Genomic DNA, 11,883 nt, shown 5'->3' on the forward strand with positions numbered 1-11,883 from the left:
AGATTTGCCTAGAGCTTCCTTCAGATTCCGCGTCACCACGGACACCCTTGCCTTCAGCTATGTGCTTACCGCTACTTGGTCACACTCGGGACTTTCACCCGTTAGAGCTCACCCATGACGGGCAAACAGAAAAGCTCTTACCAAATAGGTAAGAGCTTTATTCACTGTTTGTTGAGTAAATGTCCCATATGTTCTAATATGTTTTTCTCTAAACGAGAAACTTGTACTTGCGATATGTTTAATCGTTTAGCCACCTCAGACTGCGTTTGATCTTTAAAATATCTAAGGTATATGATAAGTCGTTCTCTTGAGTCTAGTTGCCTTATAGCTTCTTTTAATGCAATATGATCAAACCAGCTAGAATCTTTTTCAGCAATTTGATCCATTAACGTTATTGGGTCTCCTTCATTTTCAAATACCGTTTCATGAATTGAATGAGGGCTTTGATTAGCTTCTAATGCTAGTATAATATCTTCTTTCGGAATATCTAACGCTTCGCTAAGTTCTACAATTGAAGGCGAACGGCCTTTATCTTTTGAAAATTCCTCCATCTTCGCTCTGATTTTATGATTCAGTTCTTTCAAAGATCGACTAACTTTTATTGAACCATCATCTCGAATAAAACGCTGAATCTCCCCGATGATCATTGGTACTGCATAGGTTGAAAATTTAACATCATACGATAGATCAAACTTATCAATGGATTTTATTAGACCAATACAGCCGATTTGAAAAAGATCATCAGCCTCATAGCCTCTGTTTAAAAAGCGTTGGACAACTGACCACACAAGACGAGTATTTTTTTGAACTAGTTCATCTCTCGCAGACTCATCACCCGTCTGACTTAGTTCAATCAATTTTCTAACTTGATCTGAAGTTAATTGTTCTTCTTTAACCTTTTCTTTTCCACTCATACCATCACCTATGTGAGGCGGTTTCATTTTGATTGAACTTTTTTCTCATTGTGACCGTTGTACCGTAACCCATTTGTGAATCTACCGTTATATTATCCATAAAGTTCTCCATAATCGTAAATCCCATTCCAGAACGCTCTAGTTCAGGTTTGGATGTAAACATAGGTTGAGTTGCTTCATCTACATTATCAATACCACGGCCACGATCCATGATACTTAGTTCAACTTCACCTTCACAGATATGGCATTCAAGTGTCACAATCCCATCTTCATCTTCTTCATAACCATGAATAATTGCGTTTGTAACAGCTTCAGAGACAACTGTTTTTATCTCAGTCAATTCATCAACTGTCGGGTCCAATTGGGCAATAAAAGAAGCCACTGTTACACGAGCAAATGATTCATTTTCACTTTTTGCTGCAAAATCAACTTTCATATAATTGTTCATGATGCCACCCCCAAACGTTCTAGGGCAGCCTCTTCATTATCAGCTGTGCGAACTAATTTGAATAAACCAGATAGTTCAAACAAACGCTTAACTGATTGATTATATGAACAAATGACCATTTCACCGTTTAATTGTTTTACCTCTTTATAACGCCCTAAGAACACACCTAAACCTGAAGAATCCATAAATGCCAACTTCTCTAAATTAACGACAACATGTTTGATGCTTGTGTCAGCTAATTGTTCTTTCCACTTCTCCTTCAGTTGTTCTGCTTCGTGGTGGTCTAGTTCACCAATCAGTCTGACTAACAGTACATCTTCTTTTTTCTCGAAATGTGAAATAAGACTCAACGCTTTTTCCTCCTTCATAAAAAATAAGCTATTGAGTCTTTCTTCTCGATTATTTAATTTTCCTGCTACATGACAAAAGAAGTGTCAATTCGACGTTTATTTACCGTGATGAATGGTTCTAAGCGCGCGCTTCCACAATGTCCAAATACTAGCATCTTTTACATCTTGATCGACAATTAGTGGATATTCTCCAACTGATTCGTTTCCTTTTAATACTCGTATTTTTCCTACCTCATCACCTTTTTTAACCGGCCAGTGATCTAACGATTCTTTTACAATCTCTGTTTTATAATCTTCAATAGATTCGCCTTTCTTAAGTAATAATGAGATATTTGTTTTAGGTGTTGCAGTTATTTTGTCATTTGATTTTAAAGGCTCCCATTCGTACACTGAATCTCCTTTAGAATATAACCTCTTGATATCATAATGGCCGAATGCATAGTCTAACATATTAGATATATCTCTATTACGGTCTTTAGATGTTTCTGCACCCATTACCACTGCGATTACTCTCATATCATTCCTTTTGGCTGTTGCTGTTAGACAGAATTTAGCCTCTGATGTATAACCTGTTTTAAGACCGTCTACACCTTGATAGAACTTTACTAACTTATTCGTATTAACAAGCCAGAATTCATCCTCAGTTCCTTTACGAAGGTAATCTTCATAAATCTTTGTATAATCAGTAATTTCTTCATACTCAAGTAAAGCCTTGGCCATAATTGCCATGTCATGCGCAGTGGTATAATGTTCTTTGGCTGGTAAGCCTGTTGCATTTTTGAAGTTCGTGTCCTTTAACCCTAATTCCTGTGCTTTTTGATTCATCTTTTCTACAAAGGCTTCTTCTGTAACCGAAATACGTTCAGCTAAAGCAACAGATGCATCATTTGCTGAAGCAACCGCTACTCCTTTTAATAAATCTTTAACAGTCATTTCTTCAAATGGCTCTAAATAAATTTGCGTTCCGCCCATCGAAGCTGCATGTTCACTAATTCTCACCTTCTCATCTAAGCTAATGGTACCGTCATGAAGTGCTTCCATAATTAAAAGCATGGTCATGATTTTAGTCATACTTGCTGGTGGAAGGCGTTTAGATTCGTTTTCTTTGAAAATAACCTCTCCAGTATCAGCTTCTAAGAGAATTGCCGACTTGGATGACTCGATGAGGTTAGCTACTTCGATATCTTCTTGAGCAAATAAACTTGTACTCGGTAAAATCAATGAAATAATGATGAACAATGAAATTATTTTTCTCATGATACTCCCTCCATTTCATGTTTCATATTTTTTCCAAGGTCTTATTTTTTATTACAAGATTTTTAAAAAATTATTAGTGGTCTAGGCTTGATGAATTTATGGGGAATTATAGAAATTATAATGAGAGCAATTAAAAATCCCTCGAAACCATGTATAGGACCCGAGGGACAATGAATTTATTCATTTATAAGTTTATGGACAAGTTGTGGTGCTTGAACAGATGAAGAACTGATAGATATATTTTGATATAGTTTATCTTTGATTTGATCCACATCTGTTTGATTAGCATGAATCGTAAGGAGTGATTCGCCTTTCTCCACATAATCGCCAACTTTTTTGTTCAATACAATCCCAACTGCTAAATCGATTTCGGAATCTTTTGTTTGGCGACCAGCACCCAACATCATGGCAGCAGAGCCAATTTCATCTGCAACCATACCTTCAACATAACCCGCTTCTTTAGCTTCTAGTTCAAAAATATGCGAGGCTTGTGGTAGCTCCTCTGGTTGATCGACTACTGATGCATCTCCACCTTGTGCTGCTAAAAATTCTTTTAATTTCTCAATTGCTTTTCCATTTTTGATATTCTCTTCTAGCATGTTGCGAGCTTCTTCTAAAGAATCAGCTTTGCCACCAAGTACAACCATCTGACTACCAAGAGTTAATGTTAATTCTGTTAAGTCTTCTGGTCCATGACCATTTAAAGTATCAATGGCTTCTTTAACTTCAAGCGCGTTACCAATTGCTCTACCTAAAGGTTGGCTCATGTCACTAATAACAGCCATTGTTTGACGGCCGACATTATTTCCTATTGAAACCATCGCTTTAGCTAAGTTTTCAGCATCTTCTTTCGACTTCATAAACGCGCCAGCACCTGTTTTAACATCTAAAACAATAGCGTCTGCACCTGAGGCAATTTTCTTACTCATGATTGAACTCGCAATCAGTGGAATAGAATTAACTGTCGCTGTTACGTCGCGTAATCCGTATAGCTTCTTATCGGCTGGTGTTAAGTTACCTGTTTGACCGATTACCGCAATTTTATTCTTATTAACAAGATTAACAAACTCTTCACTAGTAATTTCAACATGGAAACCAGGCACTGATTCAAGTTTATCGATCGTACCACCAGTGTGACCTAATCCACGTCCACTCATTTTAGCAACTGGAACGTCAACAGATGCTACAAGCGGAGCTAAACATAGTGTGGTTGTATCACCAACACCACCAGTGGAGTGTTTATCCACTTTCACACCCTCAATATCCGATAAATCAATCGTGTCACCAGAGTGAACCATTGACATCGTAAGGTTAGCACGCTCTTCTTCGTTCATATCCTGAAAATAAATTGCCATAGCTAGAGCACTAGCTTGGTAATCTGGAATTGATTCATCTGTATAGCCATCTATGAAAAATTGAATTTCTTCTTTTGTTAGATGTTCTCCATCCCGCTTCTTAGCGATAATATCGTACATTCTCATTATTGAACACTCCTGCTAAATTACATCTTTTTGACTACTTTTTTAACTAACTGAATAAAATCTTCTCTTACCTTTTCTGTTGTTTCGATCACTTCATCGTGCGATAGCGGTTGATCTAATATTCCAGCTGCCATATTTGAGATGCAAGATATACCTAGTACGTTCATTCCTGCATGATTAGCGACAATAACTTCTGGTACTGTCGACATTCCAACAGCATCTCCACCTAATGTGCGTAACATTTTCACTTCACTACCTGTTTCATAAACAGGTCCAGTGTTACCAACATAAACGCCTTCTTGTAACGTTAAATCAAGCTCAGATGCACATTGTTTAGCAACTTCCATTAAATTACGGTCATACGCCTGTGACATATCAGGGAAGCGTGGACCTAATTCATCATGATTTGGCCCCATTAAAGGATTATTACCCATCATATTAATATGATCTTTAATCAGCATTAGATTACCTGCATCAAATGATTCATTAATGCCACCAGCTGCATTTGTTACGACTAATTGTTCTACACCTAATGCTTTCATCACTCGAACAGGAAACGTAACTTGTTGCATGGAGTATCCTTCATAATAATGAAAGCGACCTTGCATGGCAATTACAATTTTGCCTTGTAGCTCTCCAATGACTAATTGCCCTTTATGCCCTGCAACGGTTGATGTTGGAAAATTAGGAACCTCTTTATAAGGAATGACGGTAGGATTGTTTATTTCATCTGCTAGAATTCCTAATCCAGAACCTAAAATCAGTCCAACCTGTGGTGTTTGTCCTTCTAATTGTTGTTCAATAAATGCTTTTGATTCATTAATTTGTTCTATCATAACTGCGACTCCTTTACTTAATATCATTTAAGAAACTTGTGCCATATTTAGGTGCTTTTACATTAAAGTTTTCTGCAATAGTAGCACCGATATCTGCAAATGTATCACGGATTGGTAATTCCTTCGCTTCTTTAATACCTTTATGATATGCCAATAAAGGGACATATTCGCGAGTATGGTCAGTCCCGTGGTGAATTGGGTCATTACCATGATCAGCTGTAATAATTAATAAATCCTCTTCATTAAGCTTCTCTAATACTTCAGGTAAGCGGCGGTCAAAATCTTCTAATGCCTCACCATATCCTTGAGGGTCACGGCGGTGTCCAAACTTGGCGTCAAAATCAACCAAATTCAAAAAGCTTAAGCCATTAAATGATTTATCTAAACTTTGCAATAATTTATCCATTCCATCGTTATTATCATCTGTGCGTATGGCTTCTGTTACACCTTCACCATCATAAATATCACTAATTTTACCTAAAGCAATAACATCATAATTCTCATCTTGAAGTTCATTCATGACTGTACGACCAAATGGTTTTAAAGCGTAGTCGTGACGATTCGTTGTGCGCTCAAAGTTACCTGGTTCACCAACAAATGGACGAGCAATAATTCGTCCAATCATGTATGGATCATCTTTAGTCATCTCACGAACAGTTTCGCAGATTTCATAAAGCTCATCTAAAGGAACGATTTCTTCATGTGCAGCAATCTGTAATACGGGATCTGCGGATGTATAAACAATTAACGCACCTGTTTCCATGTGCTCTTTGCCTAATTCTTCAATAATTTTAGTACCTGAGGCTGGCTTGTTACCGATTACTTTACGGCCCGTTTTCTCTTCAATTTTTTGTACTAAATCATCTGGAAAACCCTCTGGAAATGTACGGAAAGGCTGACCCATTTGTAAGCCCATAATCTCCCAATGCCCTGTCATAGTATCCTTTCCAACAGATGCTTCTTCCATTTTTGTATAATGAGCCATTGGTTGTTCTGCTGGATCAATACCTTTAATTTCTCTTATGTTACTTAAGCCAAGCTTACCCATATTCGGCATATTAAGTCCGTCCATATGTTCAGCAATATGCCCTAATGTATCAGCACCTTCATCGTTGAAGTCTTTTGCATCTGGTGCTTCTCCAATACCAACTGAATCCATAACAATTAAAAATACACGTTTAAATGGTTGTTCCATGATTATTTACCTCCATGATTAGATGTGTTTTACATTTTTCCCACAACTAAAAAACTATAACATATCATGCCCTAGGATGGTAATTTTGATAAATGTCTTTCATTCTAGTCTTAGAGATGTGAGTATAAATCTGAGTTGTTGAAATGTCTGCATGTCCTAACATTTCTTGTACTGCTCTTAAATCAGCTCCATTTTCAAGCAAATGAGATGCAAAAGAGTGTCTTAGTGTATGCGGAGTTAATTCTGCGCGAATTCCCTTCTCTCTTGCAATTTTCTTTAACACCTTCCAAAACCCTTGCCTTGTCATTTGTTTGCCTCTGTGATTTAAAAAAAGTGCATCGGTTTGGTTATGCTTTAGAAAACTAGGCCTAGCATGTTCTACATATTCCTCAATTGCTTGTTGCGCATGTTTACCTAAAGGAACAATTCGTTCTTTTCCACCCTTACCAATAATGCGTACGAACCCCATCATTAAATGTAGGTCATTAACTTTTAATGATAATAATTCTGAAATACGTAAACCGGTTGCATATAACGTTTCCAACATTGCTTTATTTCTTAAATCTAAAGGTTCAGACCCATTTAAATCTAGCAGCGTTTCTACATCTGAATTTGATAATACTTTCGGTAGCTTTCTTTCCTTTTTTGGTGTCTGAATATGTAAAGAAGCATCATGTTTCACGCCGTATTCCTGAATGATAAATCGATGAAACGAACGAATCGTTGAGATCATTCTAGCAATGCTCGAACTAGATTTACCTGCGTCGTCCAGGTGTTTTAAAAACTCTCTAATGTGATGGCGCTCAATTTGGTTAACTTCAGCTACTTCCTCTACTTCTTTCAAAAATTTTAAGTACTGGTTAAGATCTCTTCGGTATGACGCTATTGAATTATCAGCAAGTCCTTTTTCAATTTGTAAGAAATGAATATAATCTCTTAATGCATCTTCCATTCCGATGCCTCCTCTATTTTACGCCTTCATTTTATTCAATTCAAAAAAAGTGGCCTATCCTACTAAAATTCTTTAATTTAGAAATTTACTATTTTAAGATACCCTTCTTCTTGTAAACAAAAAAACCTTTTTTCTCTGCGAAAAAAGGTATTCTATGTATTAATTGTCTTGTTTATCATGACATTGCTTACATATCCCATGAAATGTTAAGCGGTGATCCTTAACTTTAAATTCCCATTGTGATTCTACTATTTCTTCTACATCCCCTAATAGGTCCTCTTCAATTTCTTTTACAGAACCGCATTCTACACACACCAAGTGATGATGGAAATGTTCTGCACCTTCTTTTCGAAGATCATATCGTGATACACCATCACCAAAATTAATTTTGTCAACAACCTTTAATTCCGATAACAATTCTAGTGTTCTATAAACAGTTGCCAATCCAATTTCAGGTGATTTTTCTTTCACGAGGAGGTAGACATCTTCCGCACTTAAATGGTCTTCCTCATGCTCTAATAAAACCCGAACGGTTGCTTCTCTTTGTGGGGTTAGTTTATAGCTTTGAGAATGTAATTGTTTCTTTATTTTCTCTATGCGGTTTTCCACGAAGAATCCCCCCCTCTTACTTTACATAATTAATTATATGTAAGAGAGGGTTTGGTGTCAAATTATAATTATTTTAATTTATAATTTAATAATGATTATCACTTTATAATTATTTTAAAATGATGTGCATGAACTGAGTAGATACAAATGCCTCTATAATCGATCCACCTAATACAATAAGTAAAGCTATTATATAGCTTTTGAAATATAAACTAGCCGCTTGGCCAATTGTATAATAACTTTTACCTTTTCCGAATAACATTTTCATTACATGAATACAAAAAATCATACTACTAGCCACGATTAAAAGATACGCAGGAACGATTAAAAGATTTTGTGGCGTAACGCTTAACATCGATAATAAGAAGCCCTTCCATGACATCTGGTTAACTAAAAAGCCAACCGTAAACCCTATGACGATTCCTTTTAAGAACAATAAAAACCATACAACTGGTAATCCAATGAACGATAACCCAAATAAGAATAAAAATGTTACATATTTTCCATGCGTCCAAAAAGCACTAAACAATTCTCCTAATGTGGTTAATCTAGAGGATTCTGTAATCGATAGAAAGTATTGTTCTACGAAAAATAGTAAATCTTGTTTTTGTAAGAAGCTTAGACTTCCAACCATACTGGCGCCGAAAATGACACCAATGACAAACAGCACAAACAAGAATACATATAAACTGATATAAGGCTCTAGTGTATAGGACGACCCTTTCAACCATCGTTTCATCATGGTTCCTCCATTCGTTTCTAGCTCTAGTAAAATCCTATGAAGCTAGAAATAAATATAGAACCAAGTAGATTAATTCAAATCAATTTTTATCTTTCAACAAAACACTTCCATAAGTACCCCCACCACCAGGGCTGATGTCGAGTTCACCTTTTCTTAACTGTATGATTCTTTCAGCTATCAGCTTATTGCTATTTTTAGTTAACTCTTCAATAGTTGCTTCATGAATAATATACATATCGTGATATAAAACGTCTCTTAGCTTCTCTAACGTCTTTGGGCCAAGCCCCGGAATGTACTCCAACGGCACTTGATGAATATAAGGCGGGCGTTTCCTTTTACTTGATTCATGGTGTTGGCTCACTTCTTTAATCCGTTCACTAACACCTTTTATCATCTTTTTCGATCCACAACTTGGACAGTATTCAGCATAGTCAACTCGTGCGTTACACCCTCTACAAATTGTATTATAATATTTACCTAACAATGGGTTCATACCAAAATTTGCAATGACACTTCTTCCTTCTAATTCTTTTAGAGCTAATTGAAACTCTTTAAAAGTAGGTCCTTTTAATCTTATCTCTTGATATTCTCTACCAATTTTCTCTAAAGAATGAGCGTCAGAGTTTGTCAAAAATGTATATGGTTCTAATTCATGTATAATATCTGCCATAGATGTATCAGAGCTCAATCCTAACTCAATGCCATCAATCAACTGTGGATCAAATACTTCTGTAAGGCTTTTCCGAACCCCTTTTCCATAAAGGCTTTTAAAGGGTGTAAATACATGTGCAGGAATAAATAGTCCACCTAATTCCTTCACCTTCTTTTGAAGCTCTTTAGATTGTACATACATCCGTTGTGAACTTAATGTTGGGTTCTTAACAAATTGCTTATACCAATTAGAAAAATCCTTTATTTTTTGTAACGTTGGCATAAAACATAACACGTGAATTGGTCCGGAACAGTTCTGATCATACAGTTCAATTTCTGATCCTAGTAACATCGTAACGGATCCGTTTGAAATCCCACCCTCGTCCAACTCAATGCACTCATTTTGTAATAACAATTCAATCTCCTCAATAACCTCTGGAACATGTGCATCAATCACTCCAACTAAATCTAAGCCTTTCTTCTCTCTAACATACTCAAATATGTTTGAGATTGTTAAGTTATTGGATGCCGATATTTTAACTGGATGATCGTACATCGTTCTACCGATATGAACATGCAAATCAGCATAATAGCTTTCTAAACTCAATTTATGTCACCCTTTATGTTGTAACATGAGATAATAAATAGCGTGAATCGTCTTCGCATCATGGATTCGTTGACTATTGATGAGATCCATCGCTTCCTCTAATGACACTTCAATAAGTTCAACAAACTCATCATCATCACCATTTAATTGATCTTCAACCTCACTTAAACCTCTTGCTTCATAAACATAGATAATTTCATTCGCAAAGCCTGGAGACGTGTAGTAGGACACGACAAAATCCAATGTTTCTGCTTGGTAGCCTGTTTCTTCCTCAAGCTCTCTTTTAGCTGTTACCTCTGGCTTTTCACCTGGTTCTAGCTTTCCAGCAGGAATTTCAATTATACTTTTCTCAAGCGCTTTACGATATTGTTCCACCAATACTATTTTACCTTCATCTGTTATAGCAATAATCGCAACTGCTCCAGGGTGGTCAATTAGTTCTCGCTGCGATCTGTTACCATCTGGCAATGTTACATCATCTATTCTGACATCAATAATTTTACCTTTATAAATCGACTCACTTGAAATCGTCTTCTCTTCAAATTTCTTCATAATAATCCCCTTTCTGCCCCCTATTGTAGCATAGACCGTTATATTTGTTTTTAATGAAATGTTGTTTTTAAAATAGAAATAGAAGGAGTGATTAATAAATGAAGAAACGTCAATTAGGACACTCAGATTTATATGTATCAGAAATCAGCCTTGGATGTATGAACCTTGGCACCAATGTAAAACATGCTACGAATATTATTGATACAGCTTTAGACCAAGGAATTAATTACCTCGACACAGCAGATTTATATGACTTTGGTGAAAATGAAAAAATTGTCGGTCAAGCCATTAAAGGTAAACGTGATCAAGTCACCATTGCCACAAAAGGTGGAAATCATTTTGAATCTGGAAAAGATGGATGGTATTGGGACCCATCGAAGCAATATTTAAAAGAAGCTATTAAAAATAGTTTACTTCGACTTGGATTAGATGATGTTGATCTCTACCAACTCCATGGCGGAACAATTGAAGACCCAACTGATGAAGTCATCGAAACATTTGAAGAACTACAAAAAGAAGGTCTCATTCGCTACTACGGCATCTCTTCCATTCGACCAAATGTTATTAAACGATTCATTAATCAATCAAACATAACGAGTGTTATGATGCAATACAGCTTACTGGACCGCAGACCTGAAGAAGAAGTTTTAGACCTTCTCAATAACAGTCAAGTTGGCGTTGTTGTGCGTGGTGCTTTAGGGAAAGGAATGTTAACGAATAACGGGCAATCTCAATGGCAAAAGAAAGGCCAAAAAGGATTTCTTGACTATGATTCTTCAGAATTAAAGTCGACAATTATGTCCTTACAAGACCTAGCGAATAATCATCACCAGCCACCTCAATCATTAGCAATAGGATATACACTCAAGCATCCAGCCATTAGCAGTTTAGTTCTTGGTGCTAGTCGTCCAGAACAGGTACTAGATAACGTGCGAGCGTATCAAGAATCTGATATTTCAGATGATGTTTTTGAACAATTAAAGCAGCTCACGAAAACTAATATTTATGAGCAACATCGTGACTGAAATTTTGCATAAAGCTTTTATAAAATGAATAAACCATTATAACGAGTAAGGGAATCCGAACTGATCTGAGCAATTTAGACTCAGATCAGATTCGGATTTTTTTGTCATAAATTTCTATTGATTAAAGAACGTATGTTCGCATATAATAAAAACACGAACAAAAGTTCTATCAGCAAAAAACAGGCTTATCTTTATTAAAGGTAGTGTTAAACTTTGTTGTTGATATTGTGATACGCTCCCGGTGGACGCTTTCCGCGGGCCTTA

The 11,883-nt window shown here is 36.3% G+C and carries 13 protein-coding genes; 1 reads left to right on the top strand and 12 read right to left on the bottom strand.

The genetic code is table 11. From position 1 onward, the window contains the following. Positions 1–161: 161 nt before the first annotated feature. From sigF to ACTWQB_RS07585, 12 genes are all read right to left on the bottom strand, one after another. Positions 162–914, bottom strand: coding sequence for an RNA polymerase sporulation sigma factor SigF (gene sigF / locus ACTWQB_RS07530; RefSeq protein ID WP_443138579.1), 753 nt, complete (start codon positions 912–914; stop codon positions 162–164). A 4-nt stretch (positions 915–918) separates the two neighbouring features. Continuing rightward, entirely contained in the window at positions 919–1,362 is a 444-nt protein-coding gene (gene spoIIAB, locus ACTWQB_RS07535) for an anti-sigma F factor (RefSeq protein ID WP_443138580.1), read from the bottom strand. After that, a complete protein-coding gene (gene spoIIAA, locus ACTWQB_RS07540; RefSeq protein WP_443138581.1) occupies positions 1,359–1,712 on the bottom strand; it encodes an anti-sigma F factor antagonist in 354 nt (117 codons plus the stop codon). Before spoIIAA ends, spoIIAB begins: the two co-directional genes overlap by 4 nt. A 96-nt stretch (positions 1,713–1,808) precedes the next feature. Beyond that, positions 1,809–2,969: a D-alanyl-D-alanine carboxypeptidase family protein gene (locus ACTWQB_RS07545; RefSeq protein WP_443138582.1), complete on the bottom strand. Its 1,161-nt coding sequence runs from the start codon at positions 2,967–2,969 to the stop codon at positions 1,809–1,811. Between the two features lie 176 nt (positions 2,970–3,145). Further along, positions 3,146–4,450, bottom strand: coding sequence for a pyrimidine-nucleoside phosphorylase (locus ACTWQB_RS07550; protein WP_443138583.1), 1,305 nt, complete (start codon positions 4,448–4,450; stop codon positions 3,146–3,148). 20 nt (positions 4,451–4,470) lie between these two features. Continuing rightward, the gene (locus tag ACTWQB_RS07555; protein WP_443138584.1) at positions 4,471–5,286 is read right to left on the bottom strand and encodes a purine-nucleoside phosphorylase; all 816 of its coding nucleotides are present in this window, start codon (positions 5,284–5,286) and stop codon (positions 4,471–4,473) included. Between the two features lie 13 nt (positions 5,287–5,299). Further along, a complete protein-coding gene (gene deoB, locus ACTWQB_RS07560) occupies positions 5,300–6,481 on the bottom strand; it encodes a phosphopentomutase (RefSeq protein ID WP_443138585.1) in 1,182 nt (393 codons plus the stop codon). A gap of 64 nt (positions 6,482–6,545) precedes the next feature. After that, on the bottom strand, positions 6,546–7,433 hold the full coding sequence (gene xerD, locus ACTWQB_RS07565; RefSeq protein ID WP_443138586.1) for a site-specific tyrosine recombinase XerD: 888 nt from the start codon (positions 7,431–7,433) through the stop codon (positions 6,546–6,548). 159 nt (positions 7,434–7,592) lie between these two features. Next, the gene (gene fur / locus ACTWQB_RS07570; RefSeq protein ID WP_443138587.1) at positions 7,593–8,042 is read right to left on the bottom strand and encodes a ferric iron uptake transcriptional regulator; all 450 of its coding nucleotides are present in this window, start codon (positions 8,040–8,042) and stop codon (positions 7,593–7,595) included. Between the two features lie 109 nt (positions 8,043–8,151). Then, entirely contained in the window at positions 8,152–8,781 is a 630-nt protein-coding gene (gene spoIIM, locus ACTWQB_RS07575) for a stage II sporulation protein M (RefSeq protein ID WP_443138588.1), read from the bottom strand. 82 nt (positions 8,782–8,863) lie between these two features. Beyond that, complete coding sequence (locus ACTWQB_RS07580; protein WP_443138708.1) at positions 8,864–9,991, bottom strand: endonuclease Q family protein; 1,128 nt, start codon at positions 9,989–9,991, stop codon at positions 8,864–8,866. 57 nt (positions 9,992–10,048) lie between these two features. Further along, positions 10,049–10,594: an NUDIX domain-containing protein gene (locus tag ACTWQB_RS07585; protein ID WP_443138589.1), complete on the bottom strand. Its 546-nt coding sequence runs from the start codon at positions 10,592–10,594 to the stop codon at positions 10,049–10,051. Positions 10,595–10,692: 98 nt separating this feature from the next. Here ACTWQB_RS07585 and ACTWQB_RS07590 point away from each other — a divergent pair, with 98 nt between their 5' ends. Then, positions 10,693–11,619: an aldo/keto reductase gene (locus ACTWQB_RS07590; RefSeq protein ID WP_443138590.1), complete on the top strand. Its 927-nt coding sequence runs from the start codon at positions 10,693–10,695 to the stop codon at positions 11,617–11,619. Positions 11,620–11,883 lie beyond the last annotated feature (264 nt).

Origin of the sequence: Piscibacillus sp. B03, from assembly GCF_052246295.1 — a bacterium.
Lineage (GTDB): Bacteria > Bacillota > Bacilli > Bacillales > Alkalibacillaceae > Piscibacillus.

Excerpts from the sequence above, each read along its gene's own strand:
- ACTWQB_RS07580 (WP_443138708.1), bottom strand. The coding sequence starts at position 9,991 with ATGTACGATCATCCAGTTAAAATATCGGCATCCAATAACTTAACAATC.
- ACTWQB_RS07590 (WP_443138590.1), top strand. The coding sequence starts at position 10,693 with ATGAAGAAACGTCAATTAGGACACTCAGATTTATATGTATCAGAAATC.
- spoIIAB (WP_443138580.1), bottom strand. The coding sequence starts at position 1,362 with ATGAACAATTATATGAAAGTTGATTTTGCAGCAAAAAGTGAAAATGAA.
- sigF (WP_443138579.1), bottom strand. The coding sequence starts at position 914 with ATGAGTGGAAAAGAAAAGGTTAAAGAAGAACAATTAACTTCAGATCAA.
- xerD (WP_443138586.1), bottom strand. The coding sequence starts at position 7,433 with ATGGAAGATGCATTAAGAGATTATATTCATTTCTTACAAATTGAAAAA.
- deoB (WP_443138585.1), bottom strand. The coding sequence starts at position 6,481 with ATGGAACAACCATTTAAACGTGTATTTTTAATTGTTATGGATTCAGTT.
- ACTWQB_RS07585 (WP_443138589.1), bottom strand. The coding sequence starts at position 10,594 with ATGAAGAAATTTGAAGAGAAGACGATTTCAAGTGAGTCGATTTATAAA.
- ACTWQB_RS07555 (WP_443138584.1), bottom strand. The coding sequence starts at position 5,286 with ATGATAGAACAAATTAATGAATCAAAAGCATTTATTGAACAACAATTA.
- ACTWQB_RS07550 (WP_443138583.1), bottom strand. The coding sequence starts at position 4,450 with ATGAGAATGTACGATATTATCGCTAAGAAGCGGGATGGAGAACATCTA.
- ACTWQB_RS07545 (WP_443138582.1), bottom strand. The coding sequence starts at position 2,969 with ATGAGAAAAATAATTTCATTGTTCATCATTATTTCATTGATTTTACCG.
- spoIIM (WP_443138588.1), bottom strand. The coding sequence starts at position 8,781 with ATGAAACGATGGTTGAAAGGGTCGTCCTATACACTAGAGCCTTATATC.